We start from the raw sequence: 22140 nt of genomic DNA, 5'->3' as shown, positions 1-22140 counted from the left end.
GTTTTCAGGCCTCTCCCCGTGTTTACGAGCATGCACGACCGTGCTTTTTGACACAGGCTGCTGCTATATTGCAACGCAACATCCACGGAGTTTTGATGCTGTACCAACTGTATGAAACCCAGCGGGCCCTGATGGAGCCCTTCGCAGAATACGCCCACGCCACATCGAAGATGCTGAGCAATCCGCTGTGGCCGATCAGCCAGACCAACACGGCCCAGCGCGCCTCGGCGGGCTTTGACCTGTTCTACCGGCTCGGCAAGGACTATGAGAAGCCCGCTTTCGGCATCAACACCGTCGAGGCCAATGGCCATGAGATCGCGATCCACGAGCGCGTCGAGCTAACCAAGCCCTTTTGCGAGCTGCGCCGTTTCAAGCGCTTCTCCGATGACCAGACCAGCCTGGCGGCGATGAAGCAGCAGCCCGTGGTACTGGTTGTGGCACCGTTGTCGGGCCATTACGCCACCTTGCTGCGCGAGACCGTGCGCACCATGCTGGCGGACCACAAGGTCTACATCACCGACTGGACCAATGCGCGCCTGGTGCCGCAAAGCGAAGGCATCTTCCACCTCGATGACTATGTGAACTACGTGCAGGAGTTCATCCGCCACATCCAGGGTATCTATGGCAACTGCCATGTGGTGAGCGTCTGCCAGCCCACGGTGCCGGTGCTCGCTGCCGTGTCGCTGATGGCCAGCCGTGGCGAGAAGACACCGCTGTCGATGACGATGATGGGCGGCCCGATTGATGCCCGCAAATCGCCCACCACGGTGAACAACCTGGCCACCACGCACGACCTGCAGTGGTTCGAGTCGAATGTGATCCATCCGGTGCCAGGCAACTTCCCGGGTGCCGGCCGCCTGGTCTACCCCGGCTTCCTGCAGCACATGGGCTTTGTCAGCATGAACCCCGACCGCCATGCGATGAGCCACTACGACTACTTCAAGGACCTGCTCAAGGGCAACGAAGACAGCGCCGAGCACCACCGCAAGTTCTACGACGAGTACAACGCCGTGCTCGACATGGATGCGGCCTACTACCTGGAAACCATCAAGACCGTGTTCCAGGACTTTGCGCTGGTCAAGGGCACCTGGGAGGTGCGTTCGCCCGAGGGCAACCTGGAGCTGGTCAAGCCGCAGGACATCCGCCACAGCGCGCTGCTGACGGTCGAAGGCGAGCTCGATGACATCTCCGGCTCCGGCCAGACCCAGGCGGCGCATGATCTGTGCACCGGCCTCAAGGCGGTCGACACCCGTCACTTCGAGGTCAAGGGCGCAGGCCACTACGGCATCTTCAGCGGCAAGCGCTGGCGCACCATGGTCTACCCGATGCTCAAGGACTTCATCCTCGCCAACAACCGCGTCGAGGAACGCCCAGGCAACGTAAAATCGGCGACTTCCAAGCAAAATACCTTGCACACGGTGTGACCGACTTTCTCAAAACCAGCCACCAGCCAGCCTCTGCGCTGGCTGTTTTCATTGGCGCCATTGATGCGGCCCTGCCGCAGACCCAGTGCACGCGCTGCGGCTACCCCGATTGCCACCACTATGCCCAGGCCATTGCTCAGGGCCAGGCGCCGATCAACCAATGCCCGCCCGGCGGCCAGGAAGGCGTGGTACGCCTGGCGGCCATCACCGGTCAGGCCGCGCTGCCGCTGAACCCGGACAACGGCCTCGAAGCCGTGCGCACGGTTGCCCGCATCGATGAGAACTGGTGCATCGGCTGCACCCTGTGCATCAAGGCCTGCCCGACCGATGCCATCCTGGGTGCGAACAAGCGCATGCACACCGTGATCCCAGAGGCCTGTACCGGCTGCGAGCTCTGCCTGCCGGTCTGCCCGGTCGATTGCATCGTGCTGGACAATGCCAGCGGCGAAGCCACCGGCTGGGCCGCCTGGAGCCCCGCACAGGCCCAGCAGGCCCGGCTGCGCTACCAAAAGCACCAACAGCGACTCGGCCATGCCGACCGGACGCCGGCGCCCAGCCCGGCAGCCGATGCACCGCTCTCGCCCCGTATCGCCAGCGCAGCCATCAGTGCCCAAGCGGCCCAGGCCGCAGCCGTCAGTGCAGCCGCCGCGCAAAATAACGCGGCCAGCAAGGCCACAGTGGCAGCCCCGGCCGCAGCAGACAAAAAGGCAATCCTGGCCGCCATTTTGGCCAAAGCCCAGCAGCAACAAGGCGGCAACCGCTCGTCTTAATGGCCGCTTGGCGCTGGGACGTCGCCCAAGGCCGCCAAGCCCCTACCCGGCATGACAGAACGGCGCAAAAAAACGCGCGCCTGTGCACCATAATGGCTGGCTTATGAACCCCTTGCTCCAGAAACTGCAGCCCTACCCGTTTGAGCGCCTGCGCCAGTTGTTTGCCGGTGTGACACCGCCCGCAGACCAGGCGCCGATCAGCCTGGGTATCGGTGAGCCCCGCCACCCCACCCCCGCATTCATCGAACAGGCGCTCTCGGGCAATCTGGCCGGTCTGTCGGTCTATCCGGCCACTGCGGGTACGCCTGCACTGCGCGAAGCCTTTGCCAACTGGCTGTCCACGCGCTATGGCCTGCAGGTCGATGGGCACAAGCACACCCTGCCGGTCAATGGCAGCCGTGAGGCGCTGTTTGCCTTCACGCAAACGGTGGTGGACAGCAGCAAGCCCGACCCGGTCGTGCTCTGCCCCAACCCCTTCTACCAAATCTACGAAGGCGCGGCCCTGCTTGCAGGCGCCACGCCCTATTACGTGCCCAGCATCGCCAGCAAGAACTTTGCCGTGGACTGGGCCAGCGTGCCCGAGGACATCTGGCAGCGCACCCAGCTGATCTTTGTCTGCTCGCCAGGCAACCCCACCGGCGCCGTGATGCCGCTTGGCGAGTGGAAAAAGCTGTTTGAACTCTCCGACCGCTATGGCTTTGTCATTGCCTCGGACGAGTGCTACAGCGAAATCTACTTCCGCGACGAGCCACCGCTGGGCGGCATGCAGGCGGCAGCGCAGCTGGGCCGCAGCGATTTCCGCCGCCTGGTCTCGTTCACCAGTCTGTCCAAGCGCAGCAATGTGCCGGGCCTGCGCAGCGGTTTTGTCGCCGGTGACGCCGAGTTGATCAAGGCCTTCACGCTCTACCGCACCTACCAGGGCGGCGCGATGAGCCCGCCGGTGCAGGCGGCCAGCATTGCAGCCTGGGGCGACGAGCGCCATGTCGAAGACAACCGCGAGCAGTACCGCCGCAAATTTGCCGAAGTCACGCCGGTGCTGTCGGCGGTGATGGACGTGCAACTGCCCGATGCCAGCTTCTACCTCTGGGCCGGCGTGCCCGCGCATATGGGCTTGTCAGACACCGAGTTCGCGCGCGAACTCTATGCCCAATACAATGTCACGGTTCTGCCAGGCAGCTATCTGGCCCGTGACTTCAATGGCAGCAATCCTGGCGCTGGCCGCATCCGCATGGCCCTGGTCGCCCAGACCGCCGAATGCCTGGAAGCCGCCCAGCGCATTGCCCAATTCATTCAATCCTGGAAAAAAGCCTAAACCATGACGCAACAACTGCAAACCATCATCGAATCCGCCTGGGAAGCCCGCACGACGCTCTCGCCTGCCTCGGCACCCAAAGAAATCGTCGATGCAGTCGACCATGTGATCAACGCCCTGGACAAGGGCGAGCTGCGCGTGGCCACCCGTGAAGGCGTGGGCCAATGGACCGTGCACCAGTGGATCAAGAAGGCCGTGCTGCTGTCGTTCCGCCTCAAGGACAATGCGCTGGTGCAGGCCGGCGACCTGAACTTCTACGACAAGGTGCCGACCAAGTACGCCGGCATGTCCGAAGCCGACATCGCCGCCACCGGCGTGCGCGTGGTGCCGCCTGCCGTGGCACGCCGCGGCAGCTTTGTGGCCAAGGGCGCCATCCTGATGCCTTCCTACGTGAACATCGGCGCCTATGTGGGCGAAGGCACGATGGTCGACACCTGGGCCACCGTGGGCTCGTGCGCACAAGTGGGCAAGAACGTTCACCTGTCGGGCGGTGTGGGCCTGGGCGGCGTGCTCGAACCCCTGCAAGCCAACCCCACCATCATTGAAGACAACTGCTTCATCGGTGCCCGCTCCGAAATCGTTGAAGGCGTGATCGTCGAAGAAAACTCCGTCATCTCGATGGGCGTGTACATCAGCCAGTCCACGAAGATCTACAACCGCATGACCGGCGAAGTCAGCTACGGCCGCGTGCCTTCGGGCTCGGTCGTGGTGAGCGGCTCCATGCCTGCCAAGGACGGCAGCCACAGCCTGTACTGCGCGGTGATCGTCAAGCAAGTGACGCCCGAGACCCGCGCCAAGACCAGCATCAACGACCTGCTGCGCGACTGATCTGCCGCCGAGGCGATCAACAAGCCCTGCAAGCTTTGCGCTGCAGGGCTTTTTTGTCGCCGCTTTGCACCGCGCCAGGCTGCGGCGAGGACGCAACATCGTTTATTCAGCGCCTGGCTAAGCCTACAATCCAAGATCGTGTTTACGATGTCCTGGCGCCGCGACAGCAGTTTTGCGGGATGGGACACGCTCGGGCGGCACCGGGCCGGGCATTTCAACGCCACGGTCCCCACGGACTGGAGTGAATTTGTAAATACGTTCTAAGCACAAATCACTGGAGGGAACTGACATGGGAACCATGGAGCGAATCTTGCGCCTGATGGCGGACAACAAAGCCTCGGATGTCTATCTGTCAGCCAATGCGCCCGCGCTGGTCAAGATCCAGGGCGAGTGCATTCCCCTCAACAACCAGACCTTGACGCCCGACGCGCCGCGCACCTTGCTGGCCGAGATCGTACCGCCCGAGCGCATTGAAGAGCTCGACGAAACCGGTGAGCTCAACATCGGTGTGCCGCTCGAAGGCGTGGGCCGCTTCCGGGTCAGCGCGATGCACCAGCGTGGCAGCTGCGCCGTCGTCATCCGCTATGTTCCGCAGGACATCCCCAGCCTGGAGCAGCTCGAGCTGCCCGAGATATTCCAGGAACTCATCATGGCCCGGCGCGGCCTGGTGCTGTTTGTCGGTGCCACCGGCTCGGGCAAGAGCACCTCGCTGGCGGCGATGATCGACCACCGCAATGGCCAGCAAAGCGGCCACATCCTGACGGTGGAAGACCCGATCGAGTACCAGTTCTCCAACCGCCGCTCCATCATCAACCAGCGTGAAGTGGGCAGCGATACCGCCTCTTTGCAAACCGCGCTGAAGAATGCACTGCGCCAGGCGCCTGACGTGATCATGATCGGCGAAATCCGTGACCGCGAGACCATGTCGGCCGCCATTGCCTATGCGCAATCGGGCCACCTGTGCCTGGCCACCTTGCACGGCAACAACAGCTACCACGCGCTCAACCGGATCCTGAGCTTCTACCCTGTCGAAGTCCGGCCCACCATGCTGGGCGACCTCGCATCTGCGCTGCGCGCGGTCGTGTCGCAACGGCTGGTCAAGACCGTCACCGGCAAGCGCACGGCGGCCATCGAGGTGATGCTCAACACCAAGCTGGTGGGCGAGATGATCGAGCAAGGCAACTTCTCGGCCGTGCGCGAGGCGATGGAAAAGTCCATGGCCGAAGGCTCGGTCACCTTTGAAGGCGCGCTGGCCGCGCTCATCCACAGTGGCAAGATCAGCCGCGAAGAAGGCCTGGCCAATTCCGACTCGCCCACCAACCTGATGTGGCGCCTGCAAAACGACTTCCAGATGGCGGCCAATGCGGCCAAGGCCCAGGTGGCCGCCAAGCCCGAGCTGGACGACGCGGCCTCGTTCACGGAAATCGTGCTCGACGTGAACCAAGAGTAAGATAGCGGCCGTTGCCCTGCACCACGCCCCCGTGGCAATACGCCTTGAATGCGGCCTGCGGGCCGCATTGTTGTTGACCTCCCCGCCCCCACTCTTTTGACGCCATGTCCAGCACCCTGCAACTGACCGAGCAACTGATCGCCCGTCCCTCCGTGACGCCCAACGACGAAGGCTGTCTGGAAATGATTTCCGACCTGCTCCAACCGCTGGGTTTTGCCTGCGAGCGCATGGACAGCGGCCCCGACAGCTTTCGGGTGAGCAACCTCTGGGCGCTGCGCCGCAGCGGCGTGGCGGGCGCCAAGACCGTGGTCTTTGTCGGCCACACCGATGTGGTGCCCACCGGTCCGCTGGAACAGTGGAACTCGCACCCCTTCACCCCCTCGCACCGCGATGGCAAGCTCTACGGCCGTGGCGCCAGCGACATGAAGACCTCGATCGCCGCCTTTGTCGTGGCCGCCGAGGAGTTTGTCGCCCAGAACGCTGCAGCGCCGCTGGATATTGCGCTGCTGCTGACCAGCGACGAAGAAGGCCCGAGCGTGGATGGCACGGCGGTGGTCGTCGAGCAGCTGCGCCAGCGCGGCCAAGTGCTGGACTACTGCCTGGTGGGCGAACCCACTGCGGTGCAGAAGCTGGGGGACATGGTCAAGAACGGCCGGCGCGGCAGCCTCACCGGCAAGCTCACCATCCATGGCGTGCAAGGCCATATCGCCTACCCGCAGCTGGCCCGCAACCCCATCCACCAGGGCCTAGGCGCGCTGGGCGAGCTGGCCGCCACGGTGTGGGACGAAGGCAATGCCTTCTTTCCGCCCACCAGCTTCCAGATGAGCAATATCCATGCAGGCACGGGTGCTGGCAATGTGATCCCGGGCCAGATGGTGGTGGACTTCAACTTCCGCTTCAGCACCGAATCGACGGCCGAGAACCTCAAGGCACGTGTCAAATCCACCCTGGAGCGCCATGCGCTCGAGTACGACCTCAAATGGACCCTGGGCGGCAAGCCCTTTCTGACCACACCAGGCGTGCTGGTGACTGCCGTGCAGCAGGCCATCCGCGACGAGGTGGGTCTGGAAACCGCCCTCTCGACCACCGGCGGCACCAGCGATGGCCGTTTTGTCGCCGACATCTGCCCGGAAGTCATCGAGATCGGCCCGTCAAACGCCACCATCCACAAGATCGACGAGTGTGTGGCCGTGGCCGATATCGAGCCGCTGAAAAACATCTACCGCCGCATTCTGGAAAACCTGGCACGCTAAGCCAGCTGTCGGATAGCCGTGGCGCCTTGCCGCTGTCATCAAGCCTACAATGGCGGTCTTTGATTTTTGCCTGAGTTGAGCCATGACCACCATCCGCACCCTGATTGATGACAGCGCAGCTGCCCTGCGCACTGCTGGCGTGCATTTTGGCCATGGCACCACCAATGCGGAAGACGAGGCCAGCTGGCTGGTGCTCTGGTCGCTGGGCCTGCCGGTGGACAGCGACACCAGCCCGGATGGCGCCGGCTCGGTCGCGAACCAAGCGGTCAGCGATGAACAGCGCGTCAAGCTCGAACAACTGGTGGCCGAGCGCATCCGCAGCCGCAAGCCCGCCGCCTACCTGACCCAGCAGGCCTGGCTACAAGGCGTGCCGTTCTACATCGACGAGCGCTCCATCGTGCCGCGCAGCCTGATCGCCGAGCTGCTGGCCGATGGCAGCATTGACGACTGGCTGAGCGACAAGACCCGCCTGGTGCTGGACCTGTGCACCGGCAATGGCAGCCTGGCCTGCCTGGCGGCCATGGCCTACCCCGATGTGCAGGTCACCGGCGCCGACCTGTCGGCCGATGCGCTGGCCGTGGCCCGCATCAACGTGGACCAGCATGGCATGCAGGAGCGTGTGCAGCTGGTGCAGTCGGACGGCATGGCCAACGCACGCGGCCCCTGGGATCTGATCCTCTGCAACCCGCCTTATGTCAATGCCCAGAGCATGGTCAGCCTGCCGCTGGAATACCAAGCCGAACCCGTGCTGGCGCTGGCCGGTGGCGAGGATGGCATGGACTTTGTGCGCGGCCTGATTCTGGAGCTGCCCCAGCGCCTGAGCGAAGACGGTGTGCTGGTGCTCGAGATCGGCAACGAGCGTGCTTTTTTCGAGGCCGCCTTTCCCGGCCTGCCGGTGTTCTGGATGGACACCAGCGCCGGTGATGACCAGGTGCTGCTGCTGACCCGCGAGGCGCTGATGCACTGGTCGCAGGAGCAACCCACGCAGCTCTAATCGGATCCAGGTTTGCCTTAGAGCCGCTAACACGACCCAGCAAACCGAAGGTTTGCGATTGAAACGAGGCGTCAAGCCGCAGGCAGTACAGACGTACGACAAGGCTTGGCGCGGCCGGCGAGGCAACGATGTATCAAGGGTTGTGTTAGCGGCTCTTAGTAAGCCAGCATTCTGCAGGCCAGCCGGCTGATAGGCCGGTGCAGGCACGATTCCAGCTTGGGCGGCAGCAGCATGGGCTTGAGCAGCATCTGCACCGCCAGCTGGGCCGGCAGGCCGGTGCTGATCAGGTGGTAGATGCGCTGGGCCACCGCATCGAAGCTGCGCTGCCGGTCGCTGAACAGCTCGCCCTTGTTAGCATACACATGGCGCAGCGCGACATCCGAGTCGCTCTCGCGCAATTCCTTCAGGCGGCTGTACAGCGCCTGGGCAATGCGCAACCGGCCTACCGGCTCTTGGGCCTGCAGGCTTTTAAAGTAGGCCAGGAAATGCTTGAAGTGCCCGACCTCGTCATTGCGGATATGGCCCAGCAGCCCCGTGAGCACCGGCTCGTTGCTGAGCGAGCGCAGGGTATGGTAGTAGGCGGTGGTGCCGGTCTCCACCACGCAGCGTGCCACCATCTCCAGGCGCGGATCCTCCAGCAGCGCTTCCTGCGTGCACAGCAGTGAATACTCGGCGAAAAAGCTGTCATAGGCTTTTTGCCAGTCAAAACTGGGCCACACGGTCTCCACATAGCGCCGCAGCGATTCGCCATGCTGCAGTTCCTCATGCTCCCAGCGGTCTTCCAGCCAGTGCTGGATGTCCGGATAGCGGGCGTAGTGCGCGCCGAGGTTGGCCGCATAGGTGTCCGAGCCGGTCTCGACAAAGGAGGCGCTCATCAGCAGGTAGAACATGTCCTCGTCCTGCGCGACCGCAGCATGGTCGATATGCGCATAGTCAATGTCGGCCATCCGCCAGTGGTGCCGGGCGGAAACCGCCTCTCCTGCATCCTGGTGGTCGTCGGCGGACCGTCCATGTATTTCAGAGGCTGTCGTCATAGCACTGTCCTTGTGATTGCCATCGCTGAAATATGGCGTTTGCACATGGCAGTATGGCCCTGCTGCGGCCGATTGGATAGCCTGAGCATGTGACTGATTCCTACTCCCATTTCCACTGACAACAGGTCGAGGCGGTGGCCTACACGCATTTTGCAAGCGCCAGCGCTAGGGCCGGCCCAGCAACAGCTATGCCCTCCAAGCCCCTGGGCCAAGCCCAGGGCGGCGATAATCGGAGCCATTCATGATTACGCTGAAAAATATCACCCTGCGCCGCGGCACCAAAGTGCTGCTTGACGGCGTCACCACCACCATCAACCCGGGCGAATCGGTGGGCCTGGTCGGCCGCAACGGCGCCGGCAAGTCCACGTTGTTTGCGCTGCTCAACGGCTCGCTGACGGAAGACGGTGGCGATTTCCACATCCCCGCCCAGTGGCGCATGGGCCAGGTGGCCCAGCACATGCCCGAAACCGATGAATCAGCCACCCAGTTCGTGCTGGAAGGCGACACCCGTCTGGTGGAAGTGCAGGCCCAGCTGGAGGCCGCTGAAGCATCGGGCGACGGCATGGCGCTTGCCCAGGCCTATGCCGACCTGGCCGATGCCGGTGCCCACGATGCCGTGCCCCGCGCACAGGCGCTGATCCTGGGCCTGGGCTTCAAGGTGCAGGAGCTGGAACACCCGGTCAACAGCTTCTCGGGCGGGTGGCGCATGCGCCTGCAGCTGGCCCGCGCGCTGATGTGCCCCAGCGATCTGCTGCTGCTCGACGAGCCGACCAACCACTTGGACCTGGACGCCCTCGTCTGGCTCGAAGCCTGGCTCAAGCGCTACCCCGGCACCCTGATCACCATCAGCCACGACCGCGAGTTTCTCGATGCGATCACCAATGTCACGTTGCAGATCCAGGGTGGGCAGCTGACGCGCTACGGCGGCAACTACAGCCGCTTCGAAGAGCTGCGTGCCCAGCAGCTGGAGCTGCAGCAGGCCAGCTTTGCCAAGCAGCAAGAGAAGATGGCGCATCTGCAGAAGTTCATTGACCGCTTCAAGGCCAAGGCCAGCAAGGCCAAGCAGGCGCAAAGCCGGGTCAAGCAGCTCGACCGCATGGAAAAGATTGCGCCGGTGCTGGCCGAGGCCGAGTTCACCTTCGAGTTCAAGGAACCGGCCAACCTGCCCAACCCGATGCTGGCCATCACCGATGCCGCCTTTGGCTATGAGGACGAAGACGGCAAGCAGACCACGATTCTGCAAGGTGTCAACCGCTCGGTGCTGGCAGGCCAGCGCATCGGTATTCTGGGCGCCAACGGCCAGGGTAAATCGACCCTGGTCAAGACCATTGCCCGCGAGATGAAGGCGCTGGCCGGTACGGTGACGGAAGGCAAGGGCCTCAACATCGGCTACTTTGCCCAGCAGGAGCTGGACGTGCTGCGCCCCAGCGAGAACCCGCTGGAGCACATGATCCGCCTGGCCAAGGAAATCGGCAGCGAAGGCAACAGCGCCCGCGAGCAGGACCTGCGCAACTTCCTGGGCACCTTCAATTTCAGCGGCGACATGGTCAAGCAGGCTGTGGGCAGTATGAGCGGTGGCGAAAAAGCCCGTCTGGTGCTGGCGATGATCGTTTGGCAGCGCCCCAACCTGCTGCTGCTCGATGAGCCAACCAACCACCTGGACCTGGCCACCCGTGAAGCGCTTGCGATGGCACTGAACGACTTTGACGGCACCGTCATGCTGGTCAGCCATGACCGCCATTTGCTGCGCGCCGTCTGCGAAGACTTCTGGATGGTCGGCCGGGGCCAGGTCGGCCCCTTCGATGGCGACCTGGACGACTACCAGCGCTACCTGCTGGACGAATCCAAGCGCCTGCGCGAAGAGGCGCGCCAGGCAGATATGCAATCGCGCAGCAAGGATGCAGCACCCGCACCTGTGGCCGCCCCCGTCGCGGCACCGGTTGCAGCACCCGCACCAACCCCTGCGCCTGCGCCAGCCAAGGCCGAGCCTGTGGGCGACCCCAAGGAAGCGCGCCGCCTCGCTGCATTGGCCCGCCAGCAACTGGCCGACAAGACCAAGCCCTTCAAGAAAGAGCTGGAACAGATCGACAAGAAGCTGCCCCAGCTCAACACCCAGCGCGATGCGCTGGAGACCAAGCTGGCAACCCCCGGTCTGTCGGGCGCGGACATCGTCGACGCCGGCAAGCAGCTGAGCGCCGTCAATGGCGAGATCGAGCAGCTCGAAGAGCGCTGGCTGGAACTGTCCGAGCAGATCGAGGCGATCAGCCAGGAGTTGAACGCGACCGCGTAAAGGGCGTGAAGACACCATGCAACGCATCATCCGCAGCCAGGACTTCACTGCCGAACGCCCCTGGGGCGCCCAGGACATTGCCCAGATGGACGGCACCAGCGTCCGTTTGCACTGGACGGACCAGCCCTACATCTGGCATGTCAACGACGGCGAGGAAGTCTTTGCGGTGATGCAGGGCCAGGTGGTGATGCACTGGCGCGAGGCCGGCGAAGCAAAGCAAGCGCTTTTGCAGGCCGGCGATATCTTCCACGCTGGTGTGGGCTGCGAGCATGTGGCCCACCCGCAGGGCGAGGCACGCATCTTGGTGATTGAAAAGGCGGGCAGCGTGTAGCCTGCACCCTACGTCAGGCTTGGCAGCGCAGACTGCATCCGCCTACACTGCCAGGCCCGGCACTGCCCCTCCAAACCATGCATGAAGACCCACCCCGCGACAGCAGCGAGCGCAACGTACGCCTCTTTTTTGGTAGCCTGCTGGGCTTGTTCATTGCCGCTGTCATCGGTTTTCATGCCGAACCCAGCTGGACGGCATGGGCCTTGCTCTGCGTCATCTGCGCAGCGGTTTGCGCCTGGCTCGCGCTCCAGTATGGCGATGGTTTCTGGCACAGGGCGCTGCAGCTGATGCGCTGGTGGTAGCGCATTCCTCCACTGCGCAGACGGGCCGCCTGCCCGCCAATCACTGCTCCTTTTCCTGCAGCAAGCGCCACATCACCTTGCCGCTGCCACTTTTGGGCAGCTGGTCCACCAGTTGCACCAGGCGCGGCGCCTTGTACACCGCCATGTGTTCGCGGCACCAGTCGATGATGTCCTGTGCACTGACCATGCCCTGCTGCTCTGGCCGCAATACCACGACGGCCTTGACGGTCTCGCCCCGGTAGTCATCGCGGGCGGAGATCACGCAGGCCTCCAGGATCGCCGGGTGGCGGTACATGAGGCTCTCGACCTCGGCCGGCCAGACCTTGTAGCCGCTGGCGTTGATCATGCGCTTCAAGCGATCGGTCAGGAAGAAATAGCCATCGGCATCGCGGTAACCCAGGTCACCGGTGCGGAAAAAGCGCTGACCCGCCACCTCGACAAAGCTGGCGGCCGTGGCCGCAGGCTGCTTCCAGTAGCCCTGCAGCACCTGCGGGCCCTGCACCACAATCTCTCCCACCTCGCCGTCGGCCATCGGCTGCCCGGTGTCAGGGTCGATCACCAATGAATGCATGCCGATATGCGGCAGCCCCAGGCACTGCTGCTTGGGGTGCTCATAGGGGTTGGCGTGGGAGGCACCACAGGTCTCGGTCATGCCATAGCCCTCGATATAGTCCAGGCCCCAGACCTCCTTGACCCTTTGCGCCACCGATTGCGGCATCGCCGCGCCTCCGCCGCCCATGTAGACCAGGCTGCGGGTATCCATCTGCGCCAGGTTCGGGCTGGCTAGCAGATCGACCACCATCGTCGGGATATTGGCCCAGTGCGTTACCCGGTACCGCGCCATCAGCGCAGCCGCCAGTTGCCGGTCCCAGCGCGGCATGATCACCAAGGTGGCCCCGGCACAGACCAGCACATGCATGATGGAGACCATGCCGGTGATATGGAACATCGGCGCCACCACCAGATTCACGCTCTCGGTGCTTTGCCGGCCCCAGAGCACGCCCGCCATCGCCGCATGCTGCACATGGCTGTGCGCATGGATGCAGCCCTTGGGCAGGCCTGTGGTACCGCTGGTATAGGGCAGGATGGCCATGTCGCCCGCCGCCACCGCGATCGCCGGTGGCTCGGCAGTGCATTGGACCGCATCCCGCCAGCGGCTGACGGTGGTCGCACCCAGCCGGTCCGCAGCTGGCAAAGGCGCGTTGCCCAGCAACCAGGGCACCCAGCCCGGTGGAAAATCCGGCTGCGCTGCGGCATCTGCCGGCATCGTATCTGACAGATGGCTGATGAGCATATGCACCAGCTGCTGGGCAGGTGGCAGACTGGCGCTGGCCTCGCACAGCGCAGGCGCCAGATCGGCGGTGGTGATGGCCACGCGTGCATCGGCGTCGCTGATGTAGTGGGCCAGCTCGGCGGCGGTATTCATCGGGTTGACGGGCACCACCACCGCATTGGCACGCAGGATGGCGTAGTGCGCCAGCACCAGCTGCGGGCAGTTCTGCATCAGCAGGATCACCCGGTCACCCTTGCGCACGCCCTGCTGGTGCAAATGGGCGGCCAGGCGCTCGGTCTGCTCGCACATCTGGCCATAGCTGATGGACTGGTCAAAAAACACCAGTGCGGCATGGTCCGGATAGCGGCGGGCGTTGACGGCCAGGTTGTCCCAGACCGAGGTGGCCGGCACGGTCAACCGCCGGGGCACGCGCCCAGGCCAGTACGGGGAAGTGGAGGTCGGTGCAGGCAGGTCTGCAGCAGAGGTCATGGCGTGTTCCGAACAATCGAAAAGCGAGGTTCAGGCCAGTATGCCCAGCGGCCGGGGCAGCACCCCGTCGCTTAGGGGACCAGCGGGGGCGGCGGCGGCACCGCCTGCATCTGCACCCAGTGCAACACCGCATGCCAGCGCCGGGCGGCGGCGGCCAGGCGCTGCTGGTCCGCACCTGGGGCGGCCTGGCGCCAGGCGATGTCGGCCATCACGGCGTCCTGCCACATCTGCGCTTGCTGCTCCACTTGGGCGTGCTGGAACTGGGCCAGCAAGGCCGCTGGCGACTCGCCCGGGGTGTAGGCATACGGGTTGATGCCATGGCGCCAGAAGCGCCACTGCAGGCGCAGCGCCTGCCAGGTCACCGCGCGGCCCTGCAGCCGCTGCCAGTGGTGAAAAGCCTCATGGGCCAGCCATCCGGCCATCAGTGGCTCGTCAAGGCGCAGGCATTGCCGGGGGTCCGATCCGGTAAAGCAGCTGGCCGGCATCGACACAAAGCCGCCATTGAACGACAGCGCCCGCCGCGTATCGCCGAGACGGCGCAGGTGCAGCCGCATGCGCGCCCAGCCCGGGTGCTGCGGCTGGCCAAAGTAGCGCGCCAGCAGCGCCCATTCCGCCGCGTTCAGCGGCCGGGACCAAAACAGTGCGCGCCGCAGCCTTGGCAGCCATGCGCGGGGCGATCGTGCCCGGGTCAACAGGCGCTCCTGCTGGAACGCTCTGCGCCAGCCCGCCAAAGCCGCCCTGCGGGCTCCGGCTGCTGGTTAACACCGATCCTCGGGCAGCACGATAAATTGGATACTGAATACATAAAAGAACTTTGAACCGAAATTTTCAGCAATTATTTAGGCACTGTTCTTGCATGGAGCTGTTTTTCATTCGTCAGTTTGCATTTTCTGTATACAAGGAGTGGGTTATGACGTTCATGTTCAGCCGCCGTGCGGCCGTCTTCGCTTCGATGCTGGCAGCGCTCGTGCCACTGTCCCAGGCCCAGGCGCAGGCAACGCACAAGATCCGTTACGAAGAGGTGGTGCGCTCCGTGCTCTATGTTCCCATGTATGTGGGTATCCAGAAAGGCATGTTCAAGGAGGCCGGCATCGAGATGAGCATGAAAACCTCGCAGGGCACCGACAAGGGCATGGCCGCCCTGCTCTCGGGCAGCGCCGATATTGTGCTGATAGGACCCGAGGCCTCGATCTATGTCGCCAACAGCGAGTCGCCCGTCAAACCCATTGTTTTTGCCGGGCTGACTGCGACCGACGGCTTCTTGCTGATGGGCCGCAAGCCCGAGCCCAACTTTGACTGGAAGCAGCTCCAGGGCAGCAAGATCATGTCCTTCCGTCCGGGCTCCAACCCCGATATCTTTCTGGAAGCAGCATTGCGCAAGAAGGGGCTGGATCCCAAGAAGGATGTCAAGCTCGTGAGCAACATCGGCCCGGCCGCCCGCACCGGTGCCTGGCTGGCCGGCCAAAACGACTATGCGACCTTCCTGGAGCCCGAGGCCAGCAGCCTGGAGAAACAAGGCAAGGCCTTTCCGCTGGGGTCGGTGGGCAAGGAAGCAGGCATGGTCGACTACACCGTGTTCACCACCACCGATGCCTACCTGAAGAAAAACCGCGCCGCCGTGCAGGCCTGGACCCAGGCGGTGGCCAAGGCCCAGCAGTACACGGCGGCCGCTCCAGCGGGCGAGCTGGCGGACCTGGTGGCTGACTACTTCACCGGCGTGAACAAGGCTGAACTGGTCAGTGCGATCGAGCGTTACCAGCAACTGCAGTTGTGGAAGAAAACCCCGATGGTCGAGAAGCAGGCGATGGACCAGCTGCAAGAGATGCTGGTGCAAGGCGGTGTGCTGGAGGCGAGCAAGAAAGTCGACTACGCGCGTTTTGTGGACATGGGCCTGGTGCAGAGCCTGGCCCAAAAATAAGGAAGTGCGATGAACCACCCCTACCGTATCCATGTCGACAACGTCTCGTTGCGCTACTTCACGCCCCAGGGCGAAACCCAGGCGCTGCAGAACATCAACCTCTCGGTCAAGGTGGGCGAATTCATCAGCCTGATCGGCCAGTCCGGCTGCGGCAAGAGCACCTTGCTGTCGATCCTGGCGGGCATCCTGCCGCCGTCCAGCGGCTCGGTGCTGGTGGACGGTCAGACCATCATCGGCCCCAACCCGCGCATCGGCTACATGCTGCAGCAGGACTACCTGTTCGAATGGCGCACCATTCTGGAGAACACCTTGCTGGGCGCCCAGATCCAGAACAAGGACCTGGCCGCCGCCGAAAAGCGCGCCACGCAACTGCTGCACAAATGCGGCATGGGCGACTACCTGCACCACTACCCGCGCCAGCTCTCGGGCGGCATGCGCCAGCGGGTGGCGCTGGCCCGCACTCTCGTTACCAACCCGGATGTGGTGCTGCTCGACGAACCGTTCTCCGCGCTCGACTCGCAAACCCGATTGTCGATTGCCGATGAGGTGGTCGATGTGCTGCGCGACGAAGGCAAGTCGGTGATCCTGGTGACACACGACATTGGCGAGGCCATTGCAATGACCGACCGTGTCATCGTGCTCTCGCGCCGGCCCGGGCGCATCAAATCGGTACACCACATGGATTTCCCCTCGCAGGGAGGCAAACGGCCCACGCCCTTCGAGGCCCGGGGCTGCCCGGAATTCAACGACTACTTCAATGTGCTGTGGGACGAGATCGACGCCCACGTGGAAGGATAAGCATGAGCACCGTCATGAACACCACCAACACGGCGGCCCCGGCCCAGGCCGACACCCGCAGCCCCGAATACCGCCAGTGGCTGGCCCAGATCCAGCGCCGCAAGCGCCTGGTGGCGCTGAGCCGCGCCGGCCTGTTGCTGGCATTCCTGCTGATTTGGGAGGTACTGGCGCGCAGCCACATCCTCAACCCCATGCTCACCAGCTACCCGTCTGCGGTACTGCCCACCCTGGTCGATCTGGCCCGCAGCGGCGACCTGCTGGGCCACACCTGGGTCACTTTCAAGGCCACGGTAATCGGCTTTGCGATCAGCATGCTGCTGGGCATCGGCATGGCTGCCCTGCTGTGGTGGAGCAGCTTTCTGAAAAAGGTACTGGATCCTTTCCTGGTGATTGCCAACGCCATGCCCAAGATTGCCTTTGTCCCGATCTTCTACATCTGGCTGGGCTCGGAATATTCGGTCTACGGCATGGCGGTCGCCATCTCGCTGTTCATCACCATCATGGTGGTCTATGAAGGCTTTCAGGCCATCGACCCCAACAAGATCAAACTGGCCACCACGTTGGGCGCGAGCAAGTTCCAGGTGATGAAGTACGTGGTCTTCCCGGGCAGCGTGCCGGCAGTGATCGCCGCGATCAAGATGAACATCGGCCTGTCGCTGATCGGCGTCATCGTCGGCGAGTTCCAGTCCTCCAGCGCCGGGCTGGGATTTCTGATCGTCAATGGCAGCCAGGTGTTCAAGCTCAATGTGGTGATGGCCTCGATCGTCGTGCTGGCGCTGCTGTCAGCGGTGATGTACATGGCGGTCACCCGGCTGGAGAAAAGCGTGCAGCACCGCTACGCCTGAGCGCTGATCATGATCCCCCATTTCAAGAAACGACCACCCCATGCAGTTTGAACCCTGGATTGAAGAACGCGTGCTGGCCCGCCAGGGGGTGCTCCACCCCTATGACCAGTTCGATGCCGCAACCACGGCCTTTGTCATCGTGGATCTGCAGAACTACTACACCCAGCCCGGTTTTCAGGGCGAATGTGCACCGGCACGCGCCATCTTTGGCCAGGTCAACCAGCTGGCTGCGGCGCTGCGCGCCAAGGGCGGCACCGTTGTGTGGATCAAGACCAGTGCCGATGGGGCCGACCAGTTCTGGTCCCACCACCACCGCCATATGCTGACGCCCGAGCGCAGCGCACGCCGGCTGCGGGAGCTGGGCAGTGGTCACGCCGGCTTTGCGATGCCGCCAGCGCTGGAGGTATTGCCGGGCGATCTCACCGTCGTCAAGCGCTGCTACAGCGCGCTGGCCCCCGGCGCCTCGGACCTGGACGCCGTCCTCAAGGCACGGGGCGTGCGCACGGTGCTGATCGGCGGCACCGTCACCAATGTCTGCTGCGAATCCACCGCGCGCGACGCGATGATGCTGGACTACGCCACCATCATGGTCGACGACGCGCTGGCCGCCGTTACGCCCCATGAGCATGTCAACAGCTTGAACAACTGGATGCTGTTCTTTGGCGATGTGCTGACGGTGGCCGAGGTCGCCGAGCGCCTGGCTTGACCCCCAAAAAACCGGCCTTACTGCTGCAGCTGCTGCCAGACCTTGTCCAGCCGCTTGCTGCTGACCGGGTACGGCGTGCGCAGCTCCTGGGCAAAAAAGCTCACCCGCAGCTCTTCCAGCATCCAGCGGTACTCCTGCATGCGCGCATCCACCTGGCCCTTGCGCTCTGCTACCAGGCGCCAGTAGCGCTGCTCCAGCGGCTGCAGTTCCTTGAGCTTGGCGGCATCACGTGCCGGGTCGGCCCGGTACTTGTCCAGGCGCGCGGTGATCGCCTTGAGGTAGCGGGCATAGTGGCCCAGTTGGGCCCAGGGCGCGATGGCGATGAAGTTCTTGGGCACCAGCTTTTGCAATTGCTGCTGGGCGTCTGCGGTGGCCTCGGGGGCGTTCTTGGTGTCCTTGATCTTGCGCACGGCAGCCATGTACTCCTGCAGCACGCCGGCGGCCATGCGCGCCACCTCGTTGGCGATCAGGGTCAGGCGCCCGCGCCCCTCCTGCACCCGCTGCTTGAACTGCTCGGCATCGGCGGGCAGCGGCTCTTGCAGAAACGCGCGGTCAATCGCCACATTGATGATCTGCTCGCGCAGCTCCTCCTGCGTGCCCAGCGGCATATAGCCCACCGCCATCTTCTGCAGATCGGGGATGTTCTTCTCCAGGTACTTGAGCGCATCGCGGATCTGCAGCGCAAACAGGCGGCGCAGGCCCAGCGCATGGCGGCTGGCTGCCACCTCGGGCTCGTCGAACACCTCGATGCCGACACCGGTGCCGTGGTCGATCAGCGCGGGAAAGCCAATCAGCGTCTGGTTGCCCTTCTTGATCTCCATCAGCTCGGGCAAGGCGCCAAAGCTCCAATCGGTCCAGAGCTTGTCGGCCGCATGCACGGGCCCCGACGGCTTGGCTTGGGCTGCACCACTGCTGGGCGCCGGGGCCGCCTTGCCCGCCTGCTTGGCAATGGCGGCGGGGGCTTGCACCGGTGCCGCTGCGGCCGTGCCTTCGGCCTGCGGCGCGATCTTGAGCTCGGCCAGCGCCTGGAAGGCGCCGCGCGCCTTGGCGCCCCACTGGGCCTTCAAGGCACCCAGGTTGCGGCCCTGGCCCAGCTGGCGGCCATGCTCGTCGCTGATGCGGAAGTTCATGAACAGATGGGGGCTGAGCATGTCCAGCTTGAAATCGGCGCGCTTGATGTCCAGCGAGGTCTCATCGCGCGCCTGCTTGAGCAGCACCTCGACCAGGCTGCCGGCACCAAAGCGCTCGGCGCTGCCCAGCAGCTCGGCCAGGCGCTGGGCGTTTTCAGCCAGCGGCACAAAGCGGCTGCGCGGGCGCTGGGGCAGGCTTTTGAGCAGGGCCTGGATCTTGTCCTTGAGCATGCCCGGCACCAGCCATTCGGCACGCTCCTCGCTGACCTGGTTGAGCACGAACAGCGGCACCGTCACGGTCACGCCATCGCGCGGATCGCCGGGCTGGTGCAGGTAGCTGGCCGTGCAATCGACCCCACCCATCCTGATGGTCTTGGGGAAGGCGGCGGTCGTGATACCGGCGGCCTCATGGCGCATCAGCTCCTCGCGCGACAGGCGCAGCAGATCGGGGTTGCGCGCGCTCTCGTCCTTGACCCAGCGCTCCAGCGCCCGGCCGGTGCAGATGTCTTGCGGAATCTGCTGGTCGTAGAACGCATAGATGAGTGCATCGTCGACCAGCACGTCCTGGCGGCGGCTCTTGTGCTCCAGCTCCTCGACCTTGGCGATCAGCTTCTGGTTGGCCTGCAAAAATGGCAGGCGTGTCTCCCAGTCGCCCTCGACCAGCGCCTGGCGGATGAAGATGTCGCGCGCGCCTTGCGGGTCGATCTTGCCGTAGCTGATGCGGCGCTGGCTGTAGACCACCAGGCCATACAAGGTGGCCCGCTCATAGGCGGCCACCTCGCCCTGCTTTTTCTCCCAATGCGGGTCCAGCAACTGCTTGCGCAGCAGGTGCGCGCCTACCTGCTCCAGCCACTGGGGCTCGATGGCGGCAATGCCACGGCCGTAGAGGCGCGAGGTCTCGACCAGCTCGGCCGCCACAATCCAGCGGCCCGGTTTTTTGGACAGATGCGCGCCGGGGTGCGGATGGAAGCGGATGCCACGCGCGCCCAGGTAGCCATCGCCCTCCTCGGTCTTGAAGCCGATATTGCCCAGCAGGCCCGAGAGCATGGACAGGTGCACGGCCTCATAGCCGGCAGCCTCCTCATTCATCGGCCAGCGCTGCTCCTTGACCACCGTCAGCAGCTGCGAATGGATGTCGCGCCACTCGCGCACCCGGCGGATGTTGATGAAGTTCTGGCGCAGCAGCTGCTCCCACTGCCGGTTGCTCAGCTTGTGGCTGGCCTCGTCGGCGACGCTGTCCTGCGGCGTGAAGGCGGCCAGCGGCGCGGCCGACTCCAGCGCTGCGGTCGCACCGGTGCTGCGCTGGGCCACCGGCAAAAAGGCGGCATTGCGCCCCATTGCCTGGCCCTTGGCCGGAGCCAATTGCTGGGCCATGTCCTTGCGGCTCTTGGCCACCACCTTGCCGCCGCGCGCATCCTGCAGCCATTTCCACAGCCGCAGGTAGCCACTGAACTCGCTCTTCTCGTCGTCGAACTTGGCATGCTGCTGGTCGGCCTGCTGCTGGGCTTCCAGCGGGCGGTCGCGCACATCCTGCACACTCAGCGCCGAGGCAATCACCAGCACCTCGGCCAGTGCGCCGCGCTCGCGCGCCTCGACAATCATCCGGGCCACGCGCGGGTCCAGCGGCAGGCGCGACAAGGCCTGGCCCATCGGCAGCAGCTCGCCCTGCTCATCGACCGCACCGAGCTCGGCCAGCAGCTGGTAGCCATCGGCAATCGCGCGGCCGGACGGCGCTTCCAGGAACGGGAAGTTCACCACATCGCCCAGGCGCAAGGCCTTCATGCGCAGGATGACGCCGGCCAAGGACGAGCGCAGGATTTCCGGATCGGTGAAGGGGCTGCGCGACTGGAAATCGGCCTCGTCATAGAGACGAATGCAGATACCGTTGGCCACGCGGCCGCAACGGCCGGCGCGCTGGTTGGCCGCTGCCTGGCTGACCGGCTCGACCAGCAACTGCTCGACCTTGCTGCGGAAGGAATAGCGCTTGACCCGGGCGGTACCGGCATCGATCACATAACGGATGCCGGGCACCGTGAGCGAGGTTTCGGCCACGTTGGTGGCCAGCACGATGCGCCGGCCGGTATGGCCTTCAAAGATGCGGTCCTGCTCGGCCTGCGACAGGCGCGAAAACAGCGGCAGCACCTCGGCATTGCGCAGTACCGGCGAGTGCTGCAGGTGCTTGCGCAGGTGGTCAGCGGCCTCGCGGATCTCGCGCTCGCCCGGCAGAAAAATCAGAATGTCGCCGCCGGCCCCACCGTTCCACAGCTCGTCGACGCCATCGGCAATCGCATCGTTGAGGTCGTAGTCCTTCGCATCCTCAAAGGGGCGGTAGCGCATCTCCACCGGAAAGGTGCGGCCCGAGACCATGATCACCGGCGCCGGGCCCTGCGGACCGGCAAAGTGTTTCGCAAAGCGGTCGGCATCGATGGTGGCCGAGGTCACCACCACTTTCAGGTCCGGGCGCTTGGGCAGGATCTGGCGCAGATAGCCCAGCAGAAAGTCGATGTTGAGGCTGCGCTCATGGGCCTCGTCAATGATCAAGGTGTCGTAGGCCTTGAGCAGCGGGTCGGTCTGGGTCTCGGCCAGCAAGATACCGTCGGTCATCAGCTTGACCGAGGCGTCCTTGGACAAACGGTCGTGGAAACGCACCTTGTAGCCCACTACATCGCCCAGCGGGGTCTGCAGCTCTTCGGCAATGCGCTTGGCCACGCTGCTGGCCGCAATACGCCGGGGCTGGGTGTGGCCGATCAGGTGGCCGCGTACCTCCCCCTTGTCATTGGGGGTGGCATTGATCTTGCCTCGGCCCAGGGCCAGCGCAATCTTGGGCAGCTGGGTGGTTTTGCCCGATCCGGTCTCGCCGCAGACGATGATGACCTGGTGGCGGTCCATGGCCTCCATGATTTCATCACGGCGGGCGGAAACTGGCAGGGATTCGGGAAACGTAATCTTGAGCGACATAGGGGCAGCATTATCCCCGCAGCAGGCCTCTACCG

General features: G+C 64.3%; 18 protein-coding genes. 14 read left to right on the top strand and 4 right to left on the bottom strand.

What is annotated here, in order from left to right; all coding sequences use genetic code 11:
- Positions 1 to 95 precede the first annotated feature (95 nt).
- The 7 genes from AB7A72_RS04750 to prmB all read left to right on the top strand — a co-directional run bounded on the left by AB7A72_RS04750 (position 96) and on the right by prmB (position 8031).
- Positions 96 to 1424 carry a polyhydroxyalkanoate depolymerase gene (locus tag AB7A72_RS04750; protein WP_312409188.1) on the top strand — a complete coding sequence of 443 codons (1329 nt, stop codon included), beginning with the start codon at positions 96 to 98 and terminating at the stop codon, positions 1422 to 1424.
- 38 nt (positions 1425 to 1462) lie between these two features.
- Entirely contained in the window at positions 1463 to 2194 is a 732-nt protein-coding gene (locus AB7A72_RS04745) for an RnfABCDGE type electron transport complex subunit B (RefSeq protein WP_369459518.1), read from the top strand.
- Positions 2195 to 2297: 103 nt separating this feature from the next.
- Entirely contained in the window at positions 2298 to 3506 is a 1209-nt protein-coding gene (dapC, locus tag AB7A72_RS04740; protein WP_369459165.1) for a succinyldiaminopimelate transaminase, read from the top strand.
- 3 nt (positions 3507 to 3509) lie between these two features.
- Complete coding sequence (gene dapD, locus AB7A72_RS04735; protein ID WP_312409189.1) at positions 3510 to 4334, top strand: 2,3,4,5-tetrahydropyridine-2,6-dicarboxylate N-succinyltransferase; 825 nt, start codon at positions 3510 to 3512, stop codon at positions 4332 to 4334.
- A 289-nt stretch (positions 4335 to 4623) separates the two neighbouring features.
- Positions 4624 to 5784, top strand: coding sequence for a PilT/PilU family type 4a pilus ATPase (locus AB7A72_RS04730; RefSeq protein ID WP_230778243.1), 1161 nt, complete (start codon positions 4624 to 4626; stop codon positions 5782 to 5784).
- Between the two features lie 104 nt (positions 5785 to 5888).
- Positions 5889 to 7037, top strand: a complete 1149-nt coding sequence (dapE, locus tag AB7A72_RS04725) for a succinyl-diaminopimelate desuccinylase (RefSeq protein ID WP_369459164.1) — start codon at positions 5889 to 5891, stop codon at positions 7035 to 7037.
- An 82-nt stretch (positions 7038 to 7119) separates the two neighbouring features.
- A complete protein-coding gene (gene prmB, locus AB7A72_RS04720; RefSeq protein ID WP_369459162.1) occupies positions 7120 to 8031 on the top strand; it encodes a 50S ribosomal protein L3 N(5)-glutamine methyltransferase in 912 nt (303 codons plus the stop codon).
- A 155-nt stretch (positions 8032 to 8186) separates the two neighbouring features.
- Here prmB and AB7A72_RS04715 read toward each other — a convergent pair whose 3' ends face one another.
- The gene (locus AB7A72_RS04715) at positions 8187 to 8978 is read right to left on the bottom strand and encodes a ferritin-like domain-containing protein (protein ID WP_407064956.1); all 792 of its coding nucleotides are present in this window, start codon (positions 8976 to 8978) and stop codon (positions 8187 to 8189) included.
- Positions 8979 to 9306: 328 nt separating this feature from the next.
- Here AB7A72_RS04715 and AB7A72_RS04710 point away from each other — a divergent pair, with 328 nt between their 5' ends.
- The 3 genes from AB7A72_RS04710 (at position 9307) to AB7A72_RS04700 (ending at position 11988) form a co-directional block, all read left to right on the top strand.
- Positions 9307 to 11355 carry an ABC-F family ATP-binding cassette domain-containing protein gene (locus tag AB7A72_RS04710; RefSeq protein ID WP_312530600.1) on the top strand — a complete coding sequence of 683 codons (2049 nt, stop codon included), beginning with the start codon at positions 9307 to 9309 and terminating at the stop codon, positions 11353 to 11355.
- Positions 11356 to 11371: 16 nt separating this feature from the next.
- Positions 11372 to 11686: a cupin domain-containing protein gene (locus AB7A72_RS04705; RefSeq protein ID WP_239812171.1), complete on the top strand. Its 315-nt coding sequence runs from the start codon at positions 11372 to 11374 to the stop codon at positions 11684 to 11686.
- A 77-nt stretch (positions 11687 to 11763) separates the two neighbouring features.
- On the top strand, positions 11764 to 11988 hold the full coding sequence (locus AB7A72_RS04700; protein ID WP_369459160.1) for a hypothetical protein: 225 nt from the start codon (positions 11764 to 11766) through the stop codon (positions 11986 to 11988).
- A gap of 40 nt (positions 11989 to 12028) precedes the next feature.
- Here the strand turns inward: AB7A72_RS04700 and AB7A72_RS04695 are convergent, their stop codons facing one another.
- Together AB7A72_RS04695 and AB7A72_RS04690 are read right to left on the bottom strand one after the other, a co-directional pair.
- On the bottom strand, positions 12029 to 13750 hold the full coding sequence (locus AB7A72_RS04695; RefSeq protein ID WP_369459159.1) for a long-chain fatty acid--CoA ligase: 1722 nt from the start codon (positions 13748 to 13750) through the stop codon (positions 12029 to 12031).
- Positions 13751 to 13821: 71 nt separating this feature from the next.
- Positions 13822 to 14442: a hypothetical protein gene (locus AB7A72_RS04690; protein WP_239812174.1), complete on the bottom strand. Its 621-nt coding sequence runs from the start codon at positions 14440 to 14442 to the stop codon at positions 13822 to 13824.
- Positions 14443 to 14660: 218 nt separating this feature from the next.
- On the opposite strand from AB7A72_RS04690, the gene AB7A72_RS04685 reads away from it, so the two are divergent.
- From AB7A72_RS04685 to AB7A72_RS04670, 4 genes are read left to right on the top strand one after another with little or no spacing between them, the layout of a single operon-like run.
- Complete coding sequence (locus AB7A72_RS04685; RefSeq protein WP_369459158.1) at positions 14661 to 15668, top strand: ABC transporter substrate-binding protein; 1008 nt, start codon at positions 14661 to 14663, stop codon at positions 15666 to 15668.
- 9 nt (positions 15669 to 15677) lie between these two features.
- Positions 15678 to 16466 carry an ABC transporter ATP-binding protein gene (locus AB7A72_RS04680; protein ID WP_369459157.1) on the top strand — a complete coding sequence of 263 codons (789 nt, stop codon included), beginning with the start codon at positions 15678 to 15680 and terminating at the stop codon, positions 16464 to 16466.
- Positions 16467 to 16468: 2 nt separating this feature from the next.
- Positions 16469 to 17311 (top strand): ABC transporter permease, encoded by an 843-nt coding sequence (locus tag AB7A72_RS04675; RefSeq protein ID WP_369459156.1) that lies wholly within the window; start codon positions 16469 to 16471, stop codon positions 17309 to 17311.
- A 40-nt stretch (positions 17312 to 17351) separates the two neighbouring features.
- A complete protein-coding gene (locus AB7A72_RS04670) occupies positions 17352 to 18017 on the top strand; it encodes an isochorismatase family protein (protein WP_369459155.1) in 666 nt (221 codons plus the stop codon).
- A 17-nt stretch (positions 18018 to 18034) separates the two neighbouring features.
- Here AB7A72_RS04670 and hrpA read toward each other — a convergent pair whose 3' ends face one another.
- On the bottom strand, positions 18035 to 22105 hold the full coding sequence (hrpA, locus tag AB7A72_RS04665) for an ATP-dependent RNA helicase HrpA (protein WP_369459154.1): 4071 nt from the start codon (positions 22103 to 22105) through the stop codon (positions 18035 to 18037).
- Between the last annotated feature and the right edge of the window lie 35 nt (positions 22106 to 22140).

Source organism: Comamonas sediminis (assembly GCF_041107495.1).
Lineage (GTDB): Bacteria > Pseudomonadota > Gammaproteobacteria > Burkholderiales > Burkholderiaceae_C > Comamonas > Comamonas sediminis.
This window is presented reverse-complemented; position numbering and strand designations above follow the sequence as displayed.

What these genes read in the sequence shown, in the direction of transcription:
- AB7A72_RS04750 (WP_312409188.1), top strand. Translation starts at nt 96, where the DNA reads ATGCTGTACCAACTGTATGAAACCCAGCGGGCCCTGATGGAGCCCTTC.
- dapC (WP_369459165.1), top strand. Translation starts at nt 2,298, where the DNA reads ATGAACCCCTTGCTCCAGAAACTGCAGCCCTACCCGTTTGAGCGCCTG.
- dapD (WP_312409189.1), top strand. Translation starts at nt 3,510, where the DNA reads ATGACGCAACAACTGCAAACCATCATCGAATCCGCCTGGGAAGCCCGC.
- AB7A72_RS04730 (WP_230778243.1), top strand. Translation starts at nt 4,624, where the DNA reads ATGGGAACCATGGAGCGAATCTTGCGCCTGATGGCGGACAACAAAGCC.
- dapE (WP_369459164.1), top strand. Translation starts at nt 5,889, where the DNA reads ATGTCCAGCACCCTGCAACTGACCGAGCAACTGATCGCCCGTCCCTCC.
- prmB (WP_369459162.1), top strand. Translation starts at nt 7,120, where the DNA reads ATGACCACCATCCGCACCCTGATTGATGACAGCGCAGCTGCCCTGCGC.
- AB7A72_RS04715 (WP_407064956.1), bottom strand. Translation starts at nt 8,978, where the DNA reads ATGGCCGACATTGACTATGCGCATATCGACCATGCTGCGGTCGCGCAG.
- AB7A72_RS04710 (WP_312530600.1), top strand. Translation starts at nt 9,307, where the DNA reads ATGATTACGCTGAAAAATATCACCCTGCGCCGCGGCACCAAAGTGCTG.
- AB7A72_RS04705 (WP_239812171.1), top strand. Translation starts at nt 11,372, where the DNA reads ATGCAACGCATCATCCGCAGCCAGGACTTCACTGCCGAACGCCCCTGG.
- AB7A72_RS04700 (WP_369459160.1), top strand. Translation starts at nt 11,764, where the DNA reads ATGCATGAAGACCCACCCCGCGACAGCAGCGAGCGCAACGTACGCCTC.
- AB7A72_RS04695 (WP_369459159.1), bottom strand. Translation starts at nt 13,750, where the DNA reads ATGACCTCTGCTGCAGACCTGCCTGCACCGACCTCCACTTCCCCGTAC.
- AB7A72_RS04685 (WP_369459158.1), top strand. Translation starts at nt 14,661, where the DNA reads ATGACGTTCATGTTCAGCCGCCGTGCGGCCGTCTTCGCTTCGATGCTG.
- AB7A72_RS04680 (WP_369459157.1), top strand. Translation starts at nt 15,678, where the DNA reads ATGAACCACCCCTACCGTATCCATGTCGACAACGTCTCGTTGCGCTAC.
- AB7A72_RS04675 (WP_369459156.1), top strand. Translation starts at nt 16,469, where the DNA reads ATGAGCACCGTCATGAACACCACCAACACGGCGGCCCCGGCCCAGGCC.
- AB7A72_RS04670 (WP_369459155.1), top strand. Translation starts at nt 17,352, where the DNA reads ATGCAGTTTGAACCCTGGATTGAAGAACGCGTGCTGGCCCGCCAGGGG.
- hrpA (WP_369459154.1), bottom strand. Translation starts at nt 22,105, where the DNA reads ATGTCGCTCAAGATTACGTTTCCCGAATCCCTGCCAGTTTCCGCCCGC.